Origin of the sequence: Dyadobacter sp. CY351 (assembly GCF_021502625.1) — a bacterium.
Lineage (GTDB): Bacteria > Bacteroidota > Bacteroidia > Cytophagales > Spirosomataceae > Dyadobacter > Dyadobacter chenhuakuii.
In genome coordinates this window covers 519,357-540,261 of sequence record NZ_JAKFFU010000002.1, presented here as the reverse complement: position 1 = coordinate 540,261, position 20,905 = coordinate 519,357, and the positions used below count along the sequence as shown (strand labels likewise).

Sequence of the window (20,905 nt, the reverse complement as noted above, 5' to 3'; positions counted from 1 at the left end):
GGTCTTTTTTTATGTCCAAATGTTGCTATACTTTCATTTTTGTAACGTTCTTGAAGCTGATGTCGATCGCTTCCAAAGCCGGGCGCTTCGCTACATCCTGCTCCACGAAGAAATGCTGCAGACCAGCGATTTTGCGCGCGTCAAAGATCTTTTTGAAGTCGATAGAACCAGTTCCCACCTCTGCGAAAGACTGATCGGTTTTGTCCATATCCTTCACGTGCCACAATGGGAAACGGCCCGGATATTTTTTGAACAAATCAACCGGATCAAGACCTGCTTTTACGATCCAGTACAAATCCAATTCAAGCTTAACCAAGTCAGGATCCGTGCTAGCAATCAAATCGTAAGGAAGCTGGCCGTCCATTTTCTTGAACTCAAAATCGTGGTTGTGATAACCAAACTGCAAACCTGCTTTCTTAGCAACCTCTCCTGATTTGTTAAACAGGTCAACGTATTTCTTATAATCTTCAATTGACTTTCTTTCGCCGTCCGTCAGATAAGCGCAGTTCACGTATTTCTGCCCGATAGCAGCTGCGTCGTCAACCGCGCGCTGCCAGTCGTTGGATAATGTGCCTTTTTGGTCTTTCATCTGAACACCTGCGCCATAATGTCCGCTTACGGGGTTTAGTCCCAGGCCGTCCAGGATCGCTTTGAATTCTTTTGGTGTTTTTCCAAAAAATTTGCCGTCGTTATATCCAAAAAGCTCAACTTCCTTGTATCCGATCGCAGCAACTTTTTTCAATGTCCCCTCCAAATCCTTCGCAAGGTCTGTCCGTAGCGTGTAAAGCTGCAAACCGATCTTAGAGGATGCCTTAGCCGTCAAATCAAATTTTGAAAGCATAGGAGCTGCCAACATAAAAGCACTCGCTTTCATGAATGATTTCCGTGAAATCTTCTCGTTGTAATTCATTTGTTTTCTGTCGAAAATTGGGGTTGGTTATATTTATTTGGTAATCGTAATTGCTCCTGAATTGGAAAGCTTCGTCTTCATTTCGTCCGTCACTTTCCAGTCTTCCGAAAAGTTTCCGTCGACAATCACATTGGTGGACGAATCTTTAAAGAAAAACAGGTCCTTGAATTCCGGAAGCCTGCGGTGCACAGGAGATATGAACGCAGCATCCTTATTATCCGCGCCAGTCCACCACGGCAAACCGGAGCTTACCGCCACATAATGCTTATCCACAGGGAATATGTAAAAAAGGCCATGTGACTTATCAGCAGCATTCAAATGCACCGGCAGCCGGTCTGCATATTTTGCAATCAGCGAATTGGTTTCTTTTGTCCCGAACAGAATCAAATTGCCATGCTCTATATCGCTTGGCCGCACATTTTTATCAGACAAAGTCCTCGGAAAGAACATGATCCTGCCTACAAATTCACCTCTGTAATAGGACCAGTTCGCGGCATTCGTGGCAGCGTCTACGCGCTTTTTCAACTCTTCGGGTGAAGGATTGTCAGCAGTGCCATACACGTAAATATGAGGGGTTGAGAATGCTTCGTATATCGGGCCTTCTGCTCCTTTTTTCTTAACCAAACCCGTCGCAATGGGACTTGTAGCCACTGCCCACACATTATTATTTTTCACGAATGAAACCGAGCTGTCCATTTTCGCCGAAAGCGCTTTTCCGTCTATGCTGAACGTTACATTGCTTGCCGCATTAAATTTCGGGTGACCTTTCAGGTTGACCGTAAATGCAGAAAGGTTTTTCGTAGTAATAGTCGCAGCATTGGGCTTGTTCAGATTGGCGTCGATCTCTGCCAGCGTTCCCAGGTTCATTTTATCAAACTGAACCCAGAATGCCTTATTGTATTTGTATTGCTTGCTGACAAACTTCACTCGATCAGGAAACGGATTACGTTCGGCGTGGCCGAACCATTCGAAGATAAATTCATTGTCATAGGCACTTACCCAGCTGTCATGTTTGACATCCACAAACTCTTTATAACTCACTTCCACTCCAATATCCTGCAGATGCTGCACCCACTTCCGCGTGTCCGCAACAGGAACCACGGGATCTGCATCGCCATGGAAAAAGTGGATCGGAAAATTCAATGCATTGGCTGCCAGATCGAACGTTCCGTTCGGCGGCGCAGGGCAAACAGGCGCTATTGCTGCCCATATGTCCGGCCTTGTCAGTCCGAGCCAAAGCGTTCCTCCCCCACCCATGGACAAGCCCGTGAGATAGGTTTTATTTTCATCGATTTTAAAGCGCTTTTTTACATCGTCCAACACATCGTAAACGTCCTCTTCCGGGATGCCCTGATAACCTGCTGTTCCTCTTGCAAATGGCGCAGCAACAATGAAATCTACATCTTCCCATTGTGGAAAATAGCGGGTTGCTTCTTTATCTGTCTCGTCCTCTGCATTGCTTTTTCCAAAAACACGACGCAAGTCCAAACGGTGATTGGAACCAGCGCCATGCAGCATAATTACCAGCGGATATTTTTTATTTTCATCGAAATTCTTGGGAAGATAGAGGCCATATGGCTGCTCGGTGTCGTCGGCGTCTGAGAAGAAAGTCAGGACTTGCGGGCCGGTAGCAAGCTTTTGCGCTTGTAAATTGGTAAAGCCCAGCAGTAAGCCCAGTACAATTAGAACTGCTTGATTCCGGAATTTGACAGTCATTTGATATGATAATTTTCTTGGGCTAAATATAAACTAAATCATAACGACTATTTGCTAAAATCTGCATTTCATTCTTGATAATGAATGTTAACAAAAAAAGAGGCGGATCAAATGACCCGCCTCTTCAAGCATTGTTACTTTAAAAGATCCGCCGATTAGTTGGCAAGCTCTTCTTCTTTTTTACGAACACTGATAACAAGTTGTTCACTGTTCTCTTCGTGATTGGCAACCAGCACATCGCCTTCGCGCAAATCACCTTTCAATATTTCCTCTGCTACGGGATCTTCGAGATATTTCTGGATCGCCCGGTTCAAAGGACGCGCTCCGTATTGCGGATCGTAACCTTTTTCCGACAGGAAGTCCTTCGCAGGAATTGTCAATTCTATTTCGTAACCCAAACCTTTCACACGGTTAAACAATTTACCCAGCGAAATGTCGATGATTCTGTGCAGATCTTCACGTTGCAGTGAGTTGAACACGATCACATCATCCAAACGGTTCAGGAACTCAGGAGAGAATGCTTTACGAAGTGCACTTTGAATGGTGCCTTTCATAATGTCGTCCTGATTCTCTGTTTTTGCTTTGGTCGAGAAACCGATGCCGGATCCGAAATCCTTCAAGTCACGCGCTCCAATGTTTGAAGTCATGATAATGATCGTGTTTCTGAAATCCACTCTGCGTCCCAGACCGTCTGTCAGAATTCCATCGTCAAGCACTTGCAGCAGAATGTTGAACACATCCGGGTGCGCTTTTTCGATCTCATCCAGAAGGACTACGCTATAAGGTTTCCGTCTGATCTTTTCAGTTAACTGACCACCTTCTTCATAACCCACATATCCCGGAGGCGCTCCTACCAAACGCGATACGCTGAATTTCTCCATGTATTCGCTCATATCGATCCGAACCAAAGAATCATCTTTGTCAAACAGATAAGTGGAAAGCACTTTTGCCAACTCAGTTTTACCTACACCCGTTGGTCCAAGGAAGATGAATGATCCAATTGGTTTTTTAGGATCCTTCAAACCTACCCTCGTGCGCTGAATTGCTTTCACAAGCTTTTCAATCGGAGGGTTCTGGCCGATAACTTTTGCTTTCAGTTCGTCAGCCATGTTCAGCAATTTCTTGCCTTCGTCCATGGAAACATTTGTTACCGGAATGCCCGTCATCATTGCTACCACTTCGGCTACATTATGCTCGGTTACGGTGTAACGTTTTTGTTTCGTTTCTTCTTCCCAAGCCAGCTTCGCACGGTCAAGCTGATCGATCAATTTCTTCTCACGATCTCTCAGTTGTGCCGCTTCTTCGTATTTCTGGCTCTTAACTACCCTGTTCTTTTCCTGCTTGATGTTTTCGATCTGCTCTTCAAGAACGAGAATGTCTTCCGGAACTGTAATGTTGCTAATGTGAACCCTAGCTCCTACTTCGTCCAGAACGTCGATCGCCTTATCCGGCAAGAAACGATCTGTAATGTATCTTTCAGAAAGCTTAACAGCCGTGCTGATCGATTCAGGCGTGTAGTTCACATGGTGGTGATCTTCGTATTTATCCTTAATGTTTTCAAGGATCTGAATGGTTTCTTCAATCGAAGTTGCATCCACCATCACCATTTGAAAACGACGTGCTAATGCACCGTCCTTCTCAATATACTGACGATATTCGTCTAATGTCGTAGCGCCGATGCACTGGATTTCTCCGCGTGACAATGCAGGTTTGAACATGTTGGAAGCATCCAGCGAACCGGAAGCGCCACCTGCGCCTACAATCGTATGCAACTCATCAATGAAAAGGATCACATCCGGAGATTTTTCCAGTTCATTCATTACAGCCTTCATTCTTTCCTCAAACTGACCGCGGTATTTTGTTCCTGCAACCAGAGAAGCCAGATCCAATGTTACAACGCGTTTTCCGAAAAGTACACGCGACACTTTTTTCTGAACAATTCTTAGTGCAAGACCTTCTGCAATCGCAGTTTTACCCACACCGGGCTCACCGATAAGGATCGGGTTATTCTTTTTACGACGGCTAAGGATCTGGGCTACACGTTCGATCTCCTTTTCACGTCCAACGATCGGATCCAGTTTACCAACCTCGGCCATTTTGGTCAGGTCGCGTCCAAAGTTATCCAACACCGGAGTCCGTGATTTCTCTGCTCCTTTCGATTCTTTACCAGATGCAGAGCCGCTTCCTCCTCCGAACATGCCTCCTCTTGCCTCATCATCTCCGTCTTCGGTCTCCGGCCCCATGTGAGGTTTGGATCCTGATGATTGATATTCTAACATTTCTTTGATGACTTCGTAGTTAACATTAAATTTATGAAGAATCTGGGTGCCAACATTATCTTCATCACGCAAAATCGAAAGCAGCAAATGCTCTGTCCCGATCAAATTACTTTTAAAAATTTTGGCTTCCAGATAGGTAATTTTCAAAACTTTTTCCGACTGTCTTGTCAGGGGTATATTTTGTAAATTCTTAACGTTATTGGTCGCTGCGCCCTTTGTTGCCTGCTCAATGGTCTGTCGGACATCGTCCAGTGAAACGCCAAGCTTCTTTAATAAGCCAATCGCCACGCCGTCTCCTTCACGAATCATTCCTAACAACAAATGCTCTGCTCCAATGTAATCATGACCGAGGCGAAGGGCTTCTTCCCGGCTCATCGTGATTACTTCTTTCACTCTATTCGAAAATTTTGCTTCCATTATGCAGCAATAAAAAGTGTTTAATATTCTAAACGCTACTTGATCCTCGTTTGTTCAAAATAGCTTTACTGGAACTTACAGGATCTTAACAAAACACTCCTTGCTTCCGGCCCCATATTAAATAGTAAATCGATAATACTCAAGTTACTTACAAAATCATTCCCAAATGTCTGGTAATAAGGCTCTGGCTTATAATATTCGGGTGAAAAGTCGCTTTTCTTATTGTTAATGAGGGAAATAGCATTAAAAACGCTGCTTTCCTCCATTTCCAAACCTGACAAATTGTACTGTAAATCCTTTTTAACTCCTACCAATCTAAGACAAATTGTCAATAATTCATAATTCAAATCGACGAGATAAGCTAATTTTTTGTCGTATATCTGCAAAAGCTCCGGGGCGTAAAACTCGTAGAACGGTGATTTTCCGTAAGCTGATTGCAGGCAGCCTAAATGACGGCGGAGCCAATCCTGGCCGTAGTCGATCTTAATGTCTTTCGTGGGGGCGGCTGTCTCGTACTTCTGAACCGGAACTGTCAGCTGGTCTACTTTATTAGCAGTTAGTACACTGCATCTGTTTCGATAGGTCTGCTTTACGTACCGTTCCTCAATGTCAATATAAATACGGTCGTACTTTAATAAACTTGTAAAATACGCTATACAAGGCAAATACTGTAACTCGATCCGTATTCCGCTAATTTCCTTACTGTTACTCTCAATTTCTGACACTATCAAATATGCTAAAGCCTCACCATATTATCAAAAAATTTATAATAAATATTTCGCCCGGATAGCATTATACCATACGAACTTAAAACATTACAATTTCGGCCTATAAAAACATACTCGTATCGCCCAGCCCTTCCCGTATGATCTCGAATCCGTCACTGTCCGATTTCACGATCGTCGAAGCAATGTTCCCGCCGTATCCGCCGTCGATAACAATGTCCACCTGGTGCTGGAATTTCTCATATATCAGCTCAGGATCAGTGGAATATTCGATGATCTCATCGTCGTCTTTGATAGAAGTCGTGACAATGGGATTACCAAGCTCTTTCACGATCAGGCGGGCAATGTTATTGTCAGGGACACGGATTCCAACCGTTTTTTTATTGGTATTTAAAAGTTTGGGAACTGCGCTGGTGGCTTCCAGAATGAATGTGTAAGGACCCGGTAAAACCCTCTTCATGATTTTGAATGCGGAATTATCAACGCGGGCAAAATCTGAAATGTGGCTCAGATCGTAGCAGATAAAGGAAAAATCGTTTTTCTGAGGCTTAATCCCTTTGATACGGGCGATTTTCTCGACAGCCCTGGAATTATAAATATCGCATCCGAGCCCGTAAACCGTGTCGGTAGGATAAATCACCAGACCACCATTTCTAAGCACATCCACGACCTGGCGGATTCTTCTTTCGTCAGGATTTTGCGGGTAAATTTTTATAAATTCAGCAGGCATAGGCAATAATAACTTTTTAAAATAACAATCCTAAAAGCTAAAACCTTCCTGACCAAGCGCTTTTTTTAAGTTTTTGATATAAAAACGATAGGCAAAATTAACAGGAAGATGAAGTCTGCACATTAAAACAACGAGTTCGGTTTGCCATCCCGGATTCTCAATGTAGTTCAGCAAAACCCGAAAACGAACTGCAAGTTCATATTCTTGTGCATACCAGCATTTTCTGATAAATGTACGGATGCGTGCAGCCAAAAGATCGAATTCCTGCTGGTCTCTGTTCAGGTCGTAAGCTTTGTTGCAGACTGCATAGTATGAGGCCAGCATGCCGCTTCCTTTTTTATAAACCATGGAAGAAAGGGATGAAGGCACGATGCGCTTTTGGGTAAGAATTTCATCCAGATAAAAGTATTGGAATTTGGCAGCCGAGCGCACCCAAAAGTCGAAATCCTCAAATGTAAGCGTTTCATCATAGCCGCCGAGTTCAAGCATCGTGCTCGTACGCATCATCATGGTAGGCGTGCAAATGAAGTAACGTTCCAGCACTTTTTTATAGACATCACCCGAAGGAATCGGCCTGACCGCGCTGCCCTGCGCATCCACTTCGTAATGATTACCAAGCTTTTTTCCGGCTGAATCAATGTATTGCGCATTGGAAAAAATAACCGCATAATTCTCCGGCAGCAATTCGAAAGCTGCCACCTGTTTTTCAATGCGATCGGGCATCAGCACATCGTCTCCCGAAAGGTCGATTACATATTTACCCTTTGCAATGGATAGCCCGTAATTGAAGGCGGCGCACAAGCCGGAGTTTCTTCTGTTTTTGACCAATGAAAAATTCCGGGAAGGATTTTTGAAAGTCTGGATGACCGCCACCGTATCGTCGGCGCTGGCATTGTCGATGACAATTAGTTCGAGGTTGGGGTAAGTTTGGTTAAAGACCGATGCGAGTGTGTCGCCAATGTATTTTTCCTGATTATAGGCTGTCAGGATAACAGTCACCAATGGATTCTCCTTTTCTTTCATCTCAACACGAAGGGCAATTCAGGGCGTTCAGCCACTTTTTTAGTTCTTAATGAAGCCGTAAAGAACAAAACTAGCAACATTGAGGCGATGTCAGAAAAGTAGTTATTTTGCGGTAGGTCCGCGTTTGGAGATAGCTTTGGCCCTGGTTGCTGTGTTAATTCCCGCATTGATTTCAAACCCAAGAATGATCACGAAGGCTAGCAGATAAAGCCAGATCATTAACGCAATCATGGTTCCTATGGAGCCGTAAAGTTTGTTATAGGAGCTGAAACGAGACAAATAAAAGGAGAAGCCGTAAGTAGCAAAAAGGATCAGCACAGAAGCAATGACAGCGCCGGCGTTGATAAAGCTGAATTGCCTTCCATGCGAGGGTGCAAACCTGTAAATCATCGAAATCGTGAGCATTAACGAGCCAAAACTGATCAGATAGCGGGTAATGTTCAGCAAGCTGATCATCCAGGTGTCGCGCAAAATGTTCCAATCGCTCAGAATATTCATTACTGCATCACCCACGATCAGCAGGATTACTGACAGGAAAAGCACGAGGATCAAAAGCAATGTGAGCAGTGTAGCAATGCCGCGCAGTTTCAGAAAACCACGCGTATCGTTGTCATCATACACCATATCAAATGACCGCATCAGAGACATCATTCCATTCGTCGACGCGATCATGGCAAAAATAAAACCGAACGAAAGCACGCCTTTCCGGGGCCTGCTGATAATGTCCATGATCGTCTGGTCGGCGTCCTCATAAATGCCGCTCGGAATATTCTCGCGCAGCAGCTCCATGATCTGCTGATCCAGGTGCTCGATGGGAATGTAGGGGATTAATGTAAAAAGGAAGATAATGGCCGGGAAAGCCGCCAGCGTAAGACTGTAAGCAACCGCGGAAGCGCGCTGGTCAATGTCGTATTTCCGGTTGCTCCTTACCAGGTTCACCAGAATTTCGTACAGAGAAACTGTCCCGCCCAGAAAAACGGTCTGCTGCAACCAGACAATTAGCCGCTTCACATGACGGTTCTTCAACAGTTTCTCAAGCATAGGCAGTTAATTAAATTGCAAAATACGGTTTCAGCTTATTCAGGAGCTTTTCAGGGGCCACGCAAAGTTTTCCGTTGTCGCGTCTTTGAAACACCAGTGTCGTTTCGCCGGTATTAAGAAGCACATTCAGCTGGTTACGGATCTCATAATGAAAAACGACCCTTATGCCCGGCATTTCCTGCAAAATAACGCGGATACTCAGTTCATCGTCATAGCGGGCAGGTTTAATGTAGCGAGAATGATTTTCGTAAACCGGCATCATAACCCCTTCGTCTTCCATCACCTTATAATGAAAATCCAGGCTCCGCAATGCCTCCACCCTTCCTATTTCGTAATAGCGCGCATAATTTCCATAATACACATATCCCATCTGATCCGTATCCGCATACCGGACCCGAATGCCCTTAACTTCGTGAATGAACATTATTTCATGATTTTGAGTCGGTTCAACTCAGCCTGGTACATTCTTGCGTTGTTCAGGTGGTCCGAATAATTGGTGGCAAAAGCATGGTAACCCGAAAGGTCCGCCTTTGCACACATATATACATAATCGTGCTTTTCGTAGTTCAGCACAGCATTCAGCGAATTAAGATCTGCAACGCGGATCGGGCCGGGAGGCAAGCCCACATTGACATATGTATTGTAAGGAGATTTTATCGAAAGCTGCCCATTCAAAATCCGTTTGATAGCGAAGTCCTGCAAAGCAAATTTAATGGTTGGGTCGGCTTGCAAAGGCATCTGGGCGTTCAGGCGGTTCATGTAAAGCCCTGCCACTTTGGCCCGCTCGTCTACTTTCCGCGCTTGTTCTTCTTCCACAATGGAAGCCAGGATCGATACCTGCTCGGGCGTCAATCCGATGGCTTTTGCTTTTGCAGTTCTTTCCTCATTCCAATATTTTTTATACTCACTGTGCATCCTGTCCAGGAATTTCTCCGTGCCGGTTGTCCAGTATATTTCATAAGTGTTTGGTAAAAACATGGAAACGATCGTCAGTGTATCCAGCCCGTATTTATTGCAAACGGCCGGATCGTTCAATGCTTTTCTGAAACCCTCTTCTCCAAACTCGAACCGACTGCCGATTCTTTTGATAAGATCCTCTTTCAGCCTGATATTGTTGAAAGTCAGCTTCACAGCATCCTGGTTTCCCGCCGCGAGCTTTTTAACCACTGTATAATTACTTGACTTTGGCTTAATGACATATCTTCCCGGCTTTACCTTGTCAGGATAGTTCAGAAGCTTTGCCAGAAACTGAAATGAAATGTGATCATTAATAACGTCATGCTTATTCAGCGAATCAAGCACGCCTTTATAAGTCCCGTTTTCAGGAATAAGCAATGCAAAGCTTGTCTCTTTATCCGCTTGCAGGTTTGGCGTTTTGAATATCTGCCAGAAATAAAACGTGAATGTTGTAGTCAGAATGGCAATTGTTACAAACAACCCTACTTTGAAATTACGCGACATAAGTGATACGGCTATCGGCTTCCGGCAGGCGGCCGTCGGCTTTTGTGTTTAATGTTATAAATTGATTTCAAAGGGTATGCCAAATCTTTTGGCCAACTCCTGTAATGACAAAACGACGGGTTCGAGTAAATGAATGCCATTCACGCTGCGATCCGCTTCACTTTCACGCTCTGGATCACCGGGAATAAGCACTTTTTGTCCGTCTACAGCCCGTGCGCCGCGAAATGCTTTAATCCATTTGTCCATATCCTGCTTGAATTCCTCCGCAGGACGGAAACCATCCACGCGCATGGCGCCCAGAAAATGTCCAGTTCCCAAACCAACACCCTGCTGCGCAGTCATGAATCCGGCAGTTGCAAATGGCGGAACCCAGGGGCCGAAATTAGCACCCGAAAGCACGCCCGAAAATATATCTACGATGGCTCCGAGTCCGTAACCTTTATGACTTCCATGCTCGCGGTCGGAGCCCAGCGGAAGCAAGCCGCCCCCACTTTTCACGGCATTGGAATCCGTCGTGGCGTTCCCCTCCGCATCCTGCGCCCAACCAAGCGGGGCAGGCAATCCTTTGCGCTGCAATATTTCAAATTTTCCGTAAGCAACGGCTGTTGAAGCAAAATCTGCTACAAATGCAGGTTCCGTCAGAGCAGGCACAGCAACGGCTATGGGATTGGTCCCCAATAATTTATCCAAAGAAAAAGTAGGCGTTACCAACGGCGCAGCATTCGTCATAGTCCAGCCGATCATGTCTTTTTCCAAAGCCAGCATCGCATGATATCCGGCAATGCCAAAGTGGTTTGAATTCCGGACAGAAACCCAGCCTGAACCCACTTTTTCGGCCTTTTCCATGGCAATTTCCATCGCTTTCGGTGCCACAACGAGACCTAAGCCTCTGTCGCCGTCCACAACGGCTGTGCTTGGGGTTTCATAAACAACTTTTACATCCGGCGTGGGATTAAGCCTTCCGTGATCATACAGTCGCACATAACCTGCCAGACGCGCAATGCCGTGGGAGTCAACACCACGCAAATCGGCGCTTACCAAAACCGTTGAAGCCAGTTTCGCCTCTTCCGGCGAGCATCCGATGGCAAGAAAAACTTCTTCCGTGAAATGTTTTAAATAACTGGCCTGATACATATACGTCAAATGAGTGAACTTCTTTTCAAGTCCGCAAATATCCTAATTCAATTCGCATCGTCCAATATTTCATGGAAATCTGTTCAGCTGTGCTGTAAGACGGGCAGATTAATGCATTTTAAACCGCTGGCGAAGATTAGTTTACGCTTAAAATGTGCGCAACAATGCAACACTTTTGCCCGTTTCAGAGAATGATTCCCTATATTTGAAACATTCTTTTAACGCTATGAGACAGCTTTTCGTTATCGCAATTTTTCTACTCACAGGGAGTCTTCATGCATGGTCGCAGGACCATTATGATGCCAGAAAAGCACTTTCAAGCGAAGAACTTTTTATCAAACAAGGCAATACAAGCCGCGTAATTGCTACACCCGGACAAAAATATCTGGTCCTGGATGCATCTCCGGTAATCGGCGGGTTTCACAGATACCGCTTCTTTCCCGGCGACAACATTAAGTTCAGGATGCGCAATGAAACCATCCGTTTCAACGAAACCATAGCCAGCGTCAGCGATTCCTCTTTTAGCATTGCCATTATCAATGAGGCAGTTGGCAGGATGGATTATCAGGAAATCCTGTTAAAAGATATTCGTTTGATGAAGGTTTCGCGACGGATCCCGTTCATTTCTCAGCTGGCACCGTTACTGCCTCTGGCCGGCCTCCTTTATGTGGGTGCCGATTTTTTTAACAAAGGCGTTGATGACAAAAGATTCACAACTGATGCATCTTCGCTTGTTGTGGGCGGTGCGTTCATTGCCGCAGGTTTTGTTTGCTACAAACTGACTTTCTCCTCGCTCAAAATAAACGGCAGGAATAAGCTGAAAGTCCTGGAAACATATTAATACTTACCGAATTACCCGAAGGCCGATGCCTTCAATTTGTCCTTAATCTGATTCTTTACAGTGAAATCCATTCTAGTCAACCCACCCCAGAAATCCATACGCGCAGAAATACGGCTTGCAGCATCCAAAAGCGAATGCAACCGTGCTTTGATCATTAATGCCTTAACCGGTTTTGAATGCGAGCTCACCAACATTTCGGAAGCAAGGGACTCACAAACCATGCTCAGATTGCTCAATTCCAATGATCCCATCGCCGATGTGATCGATGCGGGCACGACAATGCGTTTTTTGACGGCTTATTTTGCTGTAACGGGTCAGTCCAAAATCATGACCGGCACGCCGCGGATGTGTGAAAGGCCCATAGGCATCTTGGTAGATGCGTTAAGGATTTTAGGTGCAGACATTGAATATCAGAAAGAAACAGGTTACCCGCCATTAAAACTGAATGGTTTCACTTATTCCGGTCAGAACGAAATCAACATGCGCGGCGATGTGAGCAGCCAGTATATTTCAGCATTGCTGTTAATAGCGCCGGGATTGCCCAGCGGGTTGAAAATACAGCTGGAAGGTGAAGTTGGTTCGAAGCCCTATATTGAAATGACATTAAATCAAATGGCTCATTTTGGTATCAACTATCATGCAGACTGGCACACAAACACCATTATAATTCCTCCGTTCAAGTATCAGCCGCATCCCTATGCCATCGAATCAGACTGGTCGGGAGCGAGTTACTGGTATAGCATTGTGGCGCTTGCTGATGATGCCGAAGTGGAATTGCTGGGCCTGAAAAAAGATTCTTTGCAAGGTGATAGCGCCATTGTCGACATTATGCGTCATTTGGGCGTCGAGAGTGTTTTCACGGAAAGAGGGGTTCTTTTAACTAAAATTCCCCCTGCCGCATCCATAGGCTGGGATTTTACCGCTTGCCCGGATCTTGCCCAAACCGTCGCAGTTTGTTGCGCCGTTAAAGGCATCACCTTGTCCCTTACCGGCATCGAAAGCCTCAAAATCAAGGAAACAGACCGTGTTTTTGCCTTACAGCAGGAATTGCAGAAGCTGGGCGCCACATTAAAGGAAATAGAAAAAGACCACCTCTACGAAGTCGCCCGGATTCCGGGTTTTGAGTCCGCAGAAACGCCATCCATCCACACGTATGACGACCACCGCATGGCTATGGCTTTTGCGCCAGCCGGAATGGTTTCGACCATCATTATTGAAGAACCAGGCGTGGTCGTAAAATCGTATCCTGGTTACTGGAAGGATCTCGCGGTGGTAACCACCTGGGAAGAGGTCTGACCTTCCGTTCACTAAACCCATCAATTCATGGAAAACGTTGCGTCGTACTTTGCTGCTGTCCCGATATGGGCATACCTGATCCTGATTCCCGTTATCATTGCCGTCAGGGACATTTTGCAGCGAAAGCATACGATCCAGCATAATTTTCCATTGGTAGGCCATTTCCGCTATATGCTGGAAACGATCGGACCGGAATTGCGGCAGTATATTGTGGCCAACAACCGTGAAGAGCTGCCCTTCAACAGGCGCCAGCGTTCGTGGATTTACGCTTCTTCCAAAAAAGAAAATAATTACCAGGGTTTTGGCACAGACCAGAACATGCAAGAGCCTGGATATGTGCTCATTAAACCAGCAATGCTTCCTTTTCGGCTGGATACTACGCATAGCCATCACATCAAGAATGGCAATGATCCGCATCATTATACTATTCCTTCGGCCAAAGTAATCGGTCAATCCCATAACCGGAAACGCCCTTATCGCCCGCGCTCCATTGTGAATGTAAGCGCAATGAGCTTTGGTTCGCTTTCCTCGCGGGCCATTGAATCATTGAATAAAGGTTCGTATCAATTTGGCAATTACCATAACACCGGCGAAGGCGGCTTGTCGCCCTACCATAAGTTCGGGGCGGACGTGGTCTTCAATATGGGGACTTCGTACTTTGGTGTCCGGGACGATGATGGCAATTTTGTGATGGAAAAGCTTGTGAAAATGACACAGCAAAACCCATTCGTGCGATTGATCGAGCTTAAACTTTCACAAGGTGCAAAACCGGGAAAAGGCGGCGTGCTGCCTGCGAGTAAAATCACGGCAGAGATTGCCGAGATCCGCGGCGTACCCATCGGCAAAGACGTGGTTTCCCCACCCTATCACAGCGCATTTTCGAATGTAAAGGAAATGGTGGATTTTATCGAGGCCATGGCGGATGCGACGGGCTTGCCGGTCGGGCTGAAATCAGCCGTCGGGAAAACCGATATGTGGGAAGAATTAGCAGATATTATGGCCGAAACCGGCAAAGGCCCAGACTTTATCGCCATTGACGGCGGTGAAGGCGGAACGGGTGCAGCACCGCCTTCTTTTGCCGATCACGTTTCGTTGCCATTGGTTTTTGCTTTCAGCACAGTTTATAAAATATTTCAAAAGAGAAATCTTACAGACAAGATCACTTTTATTGCTTCGGGCAAGCTGGGCCTTCCGGCACAAGCAGTGATGGCTTTTTCTATGGGGGCGGACATCATCAATGTGGCACGCGAGGCAATGATGTCAATCGGCTGCATTCAGGCACAAACCTGTCATACCAACCGCTGCCCTACCGGCATCGCCACCAACAACAAATGGCTCGAAGCGGGCATTGATCCAACATTAAAAAGTGAGCGCTTCAACAGTTATATGAGCACGCTGGCCAAAGAGATCATCGAAATCACACACGCCACGGGATATGAGCATCCTTGCCAGTTTGGAATGAATGATATTGATATTTCAATGGGCGATCTCAATAAAACCATTACTTTGGCAGACAATTATGGTTATATGAAAACCATTGTCCCCTATTCCGGCATTCGCGAGCTCCTCGATTGTCCGCATCTGGGAGGCAGAAAGATTCCAGGTGAAAAGACGGTTTAACCTTTTAGGAACATGATAAGAACTATACAAACCACACTCATTGCTTCATTCCTTTGCCTTAACTTTTGTTTCGCGCAAAACAACCCACGTTATTTTGTTCTTTTTAAGGATAAAACCAACACAACATTCTCCGCGGACAAACCGGCAGAGTTTCTGTCAGCCCGGTCTATCGAAAGAAGGACGCGGCAGAATATCCCCGTTACCACGCGCGATTTCCCTGTGAATCAAACTTACACAGCTGCAATAAAACAGCTGGGCGCGTCGGTCATTTTTACTTCCCGCTGGTTCAATGGCGCCGTGGTAGAAGCCAATGCTGCTCAGCTGGCGAACATTAAAAAGCTGGCATTTTACAAAAGCATTGAATTCGACCTGCCCGTTGCCAACATTAACGGACAATCCCCCGGCGTTGAGCGCGTGGGCGCATTGAACCGGAAACTGGAAGCGGAGGAAGATCTCAATTATGGAAATATGAATGCGCAGCTTGCATTGATGGACGTCCCGCAGCTGCATACCAAGGGTTTCCATGGAGAAAATATGCTGATCGCGATCCTCGACAATGGCTTTTTGAATGCCGATCAGGTCGGCTTTTTGAAACCGCTCCGCGATGAAAAAAGAATCATGGACACTTATGATTTCATGGGTCGCGAAAGCAATGTTTATAATGATGGATCGCACGGTTTGCACGTAATGTCCACCATGGCGGCGAACCAGCCAGGAACGATGATAGGCGCTGCGTTTAGAGCCAATTATGCCCTGTATCGCACAGAAAATGACTTTCTGGAATCACCCTACGAAGAAATTGCCTGGTTAATGGCAGCTGAACGCGCAGACAGCGTGGGCGCGGACGTGATCAATTCCTCTTTGGGTTACAGCCAGTTTGACGCGGAATTTAACAAACCCGAATACAATTACACCTACGAAGATATGGATGGAAAAACCACCATTATAAGCCGTGCCGCGCGCTATGCAACCCGCACCGGCATGCTGGTGGTGTGCTCAGCCGGTAACGAAGGGAATAAGCCGTGGCACTATGTCACTGCTCCCGCGGATGTGGATTCTGTCTTAACCGTCGGCGCGACCAATTACGAGCGGGCTTATGCAGCATTAAGTTCAGTAGGGCCAAATGCGGCAGGCCAGCAAAAGCCGGATGTTGCTGCCGTGGGCCTGGGCTCGGTGATCGGTAACACGTCGGGTAATGTGGCGAGCAGCAACGGAACATCATTTTCATCGCCTTTGATCGCTGGCTTTTCGACCATTTTGTGGCAGGCTTATCCTAATCTGACCGCGCAGCAGCTCATTTATGTAATCAAAAAATCGGGACATCAGGCCAGCGCGCCTGATAACTTGCTAGGCTACGGTGTTCCAAGCACGGTTAAGGCTGAACAGATCATTCAAGATGAATTTATGCCGCTTGGTACAGAGGACGATCTGCTTACAGCCATTGTGCTGTTGCCCAACCCTGTCCAGGAGAATGCAAGCCTTTCTATCCCGCCACATTTGATCGGCAAAAAAGCTACGCTTAGTATATATGGATTAAATGGAAAGGCATTAAGTATCTCAGAGTCAAGACTGACCAGCACACAGCCCATCGCTACAAACCAATTGGCAGCAGGCCTTTATCTTGTTAACATCCGGGTGGATAATCACGAAAAAGCACTTAAATTCATCAAGCAGTAATCTTCCGGATCATCCGCACCACGGATTCGGAATCGTTCAGCTTTTGCACTTCCTGCAACGGAATCCACTGCACATCCAGCGATTCATCATTCACAACGATTTCCTGGCCGGGCGCAGCCTTAAAAGCAAACCGAATGTCATAATGGTTATGTGCAGGAAGGCCTTTTCGCTCGGGAATCAGATGAATATCGACATCAAAAATTCCGCTTTTATACAGATCCAAATGTTGGATCCCTGTTTCTTCCCATACTTCTTTACGCGCAACCCGTTCTGTGTCAGAGTCGCCATCACAATGTCCGCCTGGCTGTAACCACCGTCCCAGTTTCTGATGATGCATGAGCAGGACTGATTGCTCGTCCGTAGAAAGAACTAGTCCCGAAGCCGTTACATGCCCGATTTCCAGTGACCGTTCGAAACAATCCGGGTGCATTTTCACAAATGCAATCGTGTCCTGATACATTTCTCTTTCAATTCCATCTTCCGGCGTATATGCATCAAGGAGGGTAAGCAAACTATTCCGCTTCATGTAGGCTATGTGATTTTTTCATTCTAATTTCACCACAAGTTTAATACTTCAAGAAATAAACCACCTTATTAAGAAATGAAAAAGTATTTATTATCGGTTTCCCTTGCCGCATTATTGGCTACAACCGCCATCGGTCAACGCACGCCACAGGCCAGTCAGGCCGCTACGGTAATGCAAAGCATTGGAGTAACCGATTTCACTCTAAAATATTCACGTCCAGCCCTTAAAGGAAGAAAAGTATTTGCCGACAGCTCCGCATTGGCTCCCTATAACCAGGTCTGGCGCACAGGCGCTAACATGGCCACCATATTAGAAGCCGGAACAGATTTCTCATTCGGAGGCAAAAAAGTCCCCGCAGGAAAATACGCATTGTTTTCCATCCCATCCGGCGCTTCCTGGACTGTGATTTTGAATAAAAACTTCAACCAGGGCGGAACGCAGGATTATAAAGAAGCGGAAGACGTGGCAAGAGTCATGGTCGTTCCTACATCCGCTGAATTTACCGAAAACTTCAAGATCAGCATCGAACCTACCTCGGATAGCACGGGCTTCCTGAACATTGCCTGGTCGTCCGTTAATGTGCCTGTTCCGTTGGCTGTAAATACGGAGTCACTCACGATGGCTGGCCTCAATAAGGCAGTTGCAGAAAAACCGGAGGACGTTGCGGCTTTACAGAGCACGGCAGGTTACTTGTTGTCCAAAGGCAGAGATCTGCAAGTGGCGCTTTCGCTGGCTGATAAGGCGATCGCACTGAAAGAATCTTACTCCAATTTATGGCTCAAAGCCCAGATTTTAAGTAAGCTGGGCAAGAATGCAGAAGCATTGCCGGTTGCCCAGAAAGCATTGACATTGGGAGCTGCTGCGAATGATGTCGCTTTTTCAAGTTTTTATAAAGGACAAATCGAAAGCGGGATCAAGCAAATCCAATCCAAAGTTTCGACCGCGCCCAAGCAGGCTTCCCCGGCAGTAAAAGGCAAGAAAAAGAAGAGTTAACAGAGAATGTTCAGATAGTATGGGATGCGGCAGATTTCGTCGCATCCTTTTTTTTGCATTTTGGAAGTCGTTACATCCCTCCGGGATTCAGATCCCCACACGCACGTTGCTACCAATATTACATGCCTCCGGCATTTGCTGGCAACAACGCCAAGTCGCGGAGCGACGCAATATTGGTAACAATGCCGGAGGCATGAAATATCGGTAGCGACGCAATATTGGTAACAAACGCTGGAGGCATAAAATATCGGTAGCGACGCAATATTGGTAATAAATGCCAGAGGCATGAAATATTGGTAGCGACGTAATATCGCAGCAAATGCCAGAGGCATAAAATATAGGTAGCGACGTAATATTGCCAGCAAATGCCAGAGGCATGAAATATTGGTAGCGACGCAATATTGGTAATAAATGCCAGAGGCATGAAATATTGGTAGCGACGTAATATCGCAGCAAATGCCAGAGGCATAAAATATAGGTAGCGACGTAATATTGCCAGCAAATGCCAGAGACATGAAATATTGGTAGCAACGCAATATTGCCAGCAAATGCCAGAGGTATAAAATATTGGTAGCGACGTAACATTGCCAGCAAATGCCGGAGGCATATAATATTGGTAGCAATGGATATGCGAATGTTGAATTTTAATGCCGGAGGCATGTAATGACATTCGTAACGCCACCCTGGAACCCATGGTAGCAACGCAATATTGGTAGCAAATGCCGGAGGCATGTAATAGTGGTAGCGACGCAATGTCGCCAGCAAATGCCAGAGGCATATAATATTGGTAGCAATGGATATGCGAATATTGAATTTTAATGCCGGAGGCATGTAATGACATTCGTAGCGCCACCCCGGAACCCATGGTAGCAACGCGCAATATTGGTAGCAAAATGCCGGAGGCATGAAATATTGGTAGCAACGCAATATTGCCAGCAAATGCCGGAGGCATATAATATTGGTAGCAATGGATATGCGAATGTTGAATTTTAATGCCGGAGGCATGTGATGACCTTCGTAACGCCACCCTGGAATCCACGTTAGCGGAAAAACCGTGGGACAGTCCAGCCGTATTTTACGGCTAAAATGCGGATGGCTATGATGACGAGCGAGGCGGAAATGAACGCAACATTACGCCCGGCCCCAATGCTATCCAGCAGCAAATAACTGCAAGCGCCTGCAAAACAAGCGGTTGCATACACTTCCTTCCGATAAATGATCGGAATCTCATTGGTCATCATGTCGCGGATTACACCGCCCATAGTGGCTGTGAAGATGCCCATAATGACAGCTATCTCAGGCCGGACGCCCAGATGCAACGCTTTTTCTGTCCCGATAATCGTGAATAATGCTATCCCGAAAGTATCGAACAGAAAAAGCGTTTTACGAAGTCTGAGCAGGAATTTATAAAAAATAAATGTAGCCAGAATGCCCGCCATAATGGCGTAAATGATCGTGATATCACTGATCCAGACGAGCGGGTAACTGCCCAGCAGAATGTCGCGCAATGTTCCTCCGCCAATGGACGAAATAAAAGCCGTGAAACTCGCTCCAAACCAGTCCTGGTGCTTCTGATCTTTCACAGCCAGCGCGCCGGAAATAGCAAAAGCGAATGTGCCGATGATCTCTAAAATATACTGAATGCTCATCCCACGAAATTGCTAAACCGCAACCGGGGCCTTGATGCCCGGCCAGGGACTGTAATCCTGCAATTCAAAATCTTCAAATTTGAAATCAAAAACACTCTTAACATCCGGATTGATGACCATTTTTGGAAGGGCACGCGGTTCGCGGCTCAGTTGCAAGCCGACTTGCTCCAAATGGTTCAGGTAAATGTGCGTATCGCCGCCGGTCCAGATGAAATCACCCAGATCGAGATCACATTCCTGCGCGATCATCATGGTAAGCAACGCATAACTGGCAATGTTAAATGGCACGCCCAGGAAAACATCCGCGCTGCGCTGGTAAAGCTGGCAAGACAATTTCCCACGTGTTTCACCTGAATCTTCATCCGGAGGTGCCACGTAAAACTGGAACAATGCATGACAAGGCTGCAATTTCATTTCCGATAATTGCGACGGATTCCATGCCGAAACCATGATCCGGCGCGAATCCGGCGAAGTTTTCAATTGCTTCAACACCTCCTGCAACTGGTCCACAGTCTTGCCGTCAGGCCCCTCCCAACTCCTCCACTGCTTGCCGTACACCGGACCCAGATCGCCATTTTCATCCGCCCATTCGTCCCAGATCGAGACGCCGTTCTCTTTCAGATACTGAATGTTGGTATCGCCTTTCAGAAACCACAAAAGCTCGTGAATGATCGATTTTGTATGCACTTTTTTGGTGGTAACCAAAGGAAATCCGTCTTTCAGGTTGAAGCGCATTTGATAACCAAAAACACTGACCGTTCCTGTGCCGGTTCGGTCGGTTTTACGAACTCCGTGTTTGAGTACATGGCGTAACAAATCCTGATATTGCTGCATTGCGATATAATTAATGCGTTATAAAAGAAGGTA

General features: G+C 46.1%; 19 protein-coding genes. 5 read left to right on the top strand and 14 right to left on the bottom strand.

Annotation, left to right across the window (positions count from 1 at the left end):
* Window positions 1-25 precede the first annotated feature (25 nt).
* From L0660_RS04295 to L0660_RS04250, 10 genes are all read right to left on the bottom strand, one after another.
* Window positions 26-910 carry a sugar phosphate isomerase/epimerase gene (locus tag L0660_RS04295; protein WP_233795724.1) on the bottom strand — a complete coding sequence of 295 codons (885 nt, stop codon included), beginning with the start codon at window positions 908-910 and terminating at the stop codon, window positions 26-28.
* A gap of 33 nt (window positions 911-943) precedes the next feature.
* On the bottom strand, window positions 944-2,626 hold the full coding sequence (locus tag L0660_RS04290; protein WP_235158317.1) for an alpha/beta hydrolase-fold protein: 1,683 nt from the start codon (window positions 2,624-2,626) through the stop codon (window positions 944-946).
* A 155-nt stretch (window positions 2,627-2,781) separates the two neighbouring features.
* Entirely contained in the window at window positions 2,782-5,322 is a 2,541-nt protein-coding gene (locus L0660_RS04285) for an ATP-dependent Clp protease ATP-binding subunit (protein WP_235158316.1), read from the bottom strand.
* Window positions 5,323-5,387: 65 nt separating this feature from the next.
* A complete protein-coding gene (locus L0660_RS04280) occupies window positions 5,388-6,047 on the bottom strand; it encodes a WbqC family protein (protein ID WP_235158315.1) in 660 nt (219 codons plus the stop codon).
* Window positions 6,048-6,150: 103 nt separating this feature from the next.
* Complete coding sequence (locus L0660_RS04275; protein ID WP_235158314.1) at window positions 6,151-6,777, bottom strand: L-threonylcarbamoyladenylate synthase; 627 nt, start codon at window positions 6,775-6,777, stop codon at window positions 6,151-6,153.
* Between the two features lie 30 nt (window positions 6,778-6,807).
* On the bottom strand, window positions 6,808-7,800 hold the full coding sequence (locus L0660_RS04270; RefSeq protein WP_235158313.1) for a glycosyltransferase: 993 nt from the start codon (window positions 7,798-7,800) through the stop codon (window positions 6,808-6,810).
* 102 nt (window positions 7,801-7,902) lie between these two features.
* Complete coding sequence (locus L0660_RS04265) at window positions 7,903-8,841, bottom strand: YihY/virulence factor BrkB family protein (protein ID WP_235158312.1); 939 nt, start codon at window positions 8,839-8,841, stop codon at window positions 7,903-7,905.
* A gap of 10 nt (window positions 8,842-8,851) precedes the next feature.
* Window positions 8,852-9,265, bottom strand: coding sequence for a thioesterase family protein (locus L0660_RS04260; protein WP_235158311.1), 414 nt, complete (start codon window positions 9,263-9,265; stop codon window positions 8,852-8,854).
* The gene (gene mltG, locus L0660_RS04255) at window positions 9,265-10,302 is read right to left on the bottom strand and encodes an endolytic transglycosylase MltG (protein ID WP_235158310.1); all 1,038 of its coding nucleotides are present in this window, start codon (window positions 10,300-10,302) and stop codon (window positions 9,265-9,267) included. The genes L0660_RS04260 and mltG overlap by 1 nt, the downstream gene beginning before the upstream one ends.
* 54 nt (window positions 10,303-10,356) lie before the next feature.
* Window positions 10,357-11,436, bottom strand: coding sequence for an Ldh family oxidoreductase (locus L0660_RS04250; RefSeq protein WP_233795715.1), 1,080 nt, complete (start codon window positions 11,434-11,436; stop codon window positions 10,357-10,359).
* A gap of 226 nt (window positions 11,437-11,662) precedes the next feature.
* Between L0660_RS04250 and L0660_RS04245 the strand changes: the two genes are divergently transcribed.
* The 4 genes from L0660_RS04245 to L0660_RS04230 are packed head-to-tail and all read left to right on the top strand — an operon-like array spanning window position 11,663 to window position 16,870.
* Window positions 11,663-12,277 (top strand): hypothetical protein, encoded by a 615-nt coding sequence (locus tag L0660_RS04245; protein ID WP_235158309.1) that lies wholly within the window; start codon window positions 11,663-11,665, stop codon window positions 12,275-12,277.
* 60 nt (window positions 12,278-12,337) lie between these two features.
* Entirely contained in the window at window positions 12,338-13,573 is a 1,236-nt protein-coding gene (locus L0660_RS04240; protein WP_235158308.1) for a 3-phosphoshikimate 1-carboxyvinyltransferase, read from the top strand.
* Window positions 13,574-13,600: 27 nt separating this feature from the next.
* Complete coding sequence (locus L0660_RS04235) at window positions 13,601-15,193, top strand: FMN-binding glutamate synthase family protein (protein WP_235158307.1); 1,593 nt, start codon at window positions 13,601-13,603, stop codon at window positions 15,191-15,193.
* A 12-nt stretch (window positions 15,194-15,205) separates the two neighbouring features.
* Window positions 15,206-16,870, top strand: coding sequence for a S8 family peptidase (locus L0660_RS04230; protein ID WP_235158306.1), 1,665 nt, complete (start codon window positions 15,206-15,208; stop codon window positions 16,868-16,870).
* Here L0660_RS04230 and L0660_RS04225 read toward each other — a convergent pair.
* Entirely contained in the window at window positions 16,860-17,396 is a 537-nt protein-coding gene (locus L0660_RS04225) for an NUDIX hydrolase (RefSeq protein WP_235158305.1), read from the bottom strand. The two genes, L0660_RS04230 and L0660_RS04225, sit on opposite strands and share 11 nt — an antisense overlap.
* Window positions 17,397-17,471: 75 nt before the next feature.
* Here L0660_RS04225 and L0660_RS04220 point away from each other — a divergent pair, with 75 nt between their 5' ends.
* Entirely contained in the window at window positions 17,472-18,389 is a 918-nt protein-coding gene (locus L0660_RS04220) for a DUF2911 domain-containing protein (RefSeq protein WP_235158304.1), read from the top strand.
* Between the two features lie 118 nt (window positions 18,390-18,507).
* Here L0660_RS04220 and L0660_RS04215 read toward each other — a convergent pair whose 3' ends face one another.
* The 3 genes from L0660_RS04215 to L0660_RS04205 form a co-directional block, all read right to left on the bottom strand.
* On the bottom strand, window positions 18,508-19,341 hold the full coding sequence (locus L0660_RS04215; protein WP_235158303.1) for a hypothetical protein: 834 nt from the start codon (window positions 19,339-19,341) through the stop codon (window positions 18,508-18,510).
* Window positions 19,342-19,429: 88 nt separating this feature from the next.
* The gene (locus L0660_RS04210; protein WP_235158302.1) at window positions 19,430-20,038 is read right to left on the bottom strand and encodes a trimeric intracellular cation channel family protein; all 609 of its coding nucleotides are present in this window, start codon (window positions 20,036-20,038) and stop codon (window positions 19,430-19,432) included.
* A 12-nt stretch (window positions 20,039-20,050) separates the two neighbouring features.
* Entirely contained in the window at window positions 20,051-20,872 is an 822-nt protein-coding gene (locus L0660_RS04205; RefSeq protein WP_235158301.1) for a thymidylate synthase, read from the bottom strand.
* Between the last annotated feature and the right edge of the window lie 33 nt (window positions 20,873-20,905).

Excerpts from the sequence above, each read along its gene's own strand:
- L0660_RS04225 (WP_235158305.1), bottom strand. The coding sequence starts at position 17,396 with ATGAAGCGGAATAGTTTGCTTACCCTCCTTGATGCATATACGCCGGAA.
- L0660_RS04235 (WP_235158307.1), top strand. The coding sequence starts at position 13,601 with ATGGAAAACGTTGCGTCGTACTTTGCTGCTGTCCCGATATGGGCATAC.
- L0660_RS04285 (WP_235158316.1), bottom strand. The coding sequence starts at position 5,322 with ATGGAAGCAAAATTTTCGAATAGAGTGAAAGAAGTAATCACGATGAGC.
- L0660_RS04260 (WP_235158311.1), bottom strand. The coding sequence starts at position 9,265 with ATGTTCATTCACGAAGTTAAGGGCATTCGGGTCCGGTATGCGGATACG.
- L0660_RS04215 (WP_235158303.1), bottom strand. The coding sequence starts at position 19,341 with ATGCCTCCGGCATTTGCTGGCAATATTGCGTTGCTACCAATATTTCAT.
- L0660_RS04265 (WP_235158312.1), bottom strand. The coding sequence starts at position 8,841 with ATGCTTGAGAAACTGTTGAAGAACCGTCATGTGAAGCGGCTAATTGTC.
- L0660_RS04250 (WP_233795715.1), bottom strand. The coding sequence starts at position 11,436 with ATGTATCAGGCCAGTTATTTAAAACATTTCACGGAAGAAGTTTTTCTT.
- L0660_RS04245 (WP_235158309.1), top strand. The coding sequence starts at position 11,663 with ATGAGACAGCTTTTCGTTATCGCAATTTTTCTACTCACAGGGAGTCTT.
- L0660_RS04295 (WP_233795724.1), bottom strand. The coding sequence starts at position 910 with ATGAATTACAACGAGAAGATTTCACGGAAATCATTCATGAAAGCGAGT.
- L0660_RS04230 (WP_235158306.1), top strand. The coding sequence starts at position 15,206 with ATGATAAGAACTATACAAACCACACTCATTGCTTCATTCCTTTGCCTT.
- L0660_RS04270 (WP_235158313.1), bottom strand. The coding sequence starts at position 7,800 with ATGAAAGAAAAGGAGAATCCATTGGTGACTGTTATCCTGACAGCCTAT.
- L0660_RS04205 (WP_235158301.1), bottom strand. The coding sequence starts at position 20,872 with ATGCAGCAATATCAGGATTTGTTACGCCATGTACTCAAACACGGAGTT.
- L0660_RS04220 (WP_235158304.1), top strand. The coding sequence starts at position 17,472 with ATGAAAAAGTATTTATTATCGGTTTCCCTTGCCGCATTATTGGCTACA.
- L0660_RS04275 (WP_235158314.1), bottom strand. The coding sequence starts at position 6,777 with ATGCCTGCTGAATTTATAAAAATTTACCCGCAAAATCCTGACGAAAGA.
- mltG (WP_235158310.1), bottom strand. The coding sequence starts at position 10,302 with ATGTCGCGTAATTTCAAAGTAGGGTTGTTTGTAACAATTGCCATTCTG.
- L0660_RS04290 (WP_235158317.1), bottom strand. The coding sequence starts at position 2,626 with ATGACTGTCAAATTCCGGAATCAAGCAGTTCTAATTGTACTGGGCTTA.
- L0660_RS04210 (WP_235158302.1), bottom strand. The coding sequence starts at position 20,038 with ATGAGCATTCAGTATATTTTAGAGATCATCGGCACATTCGCTTTTGCT.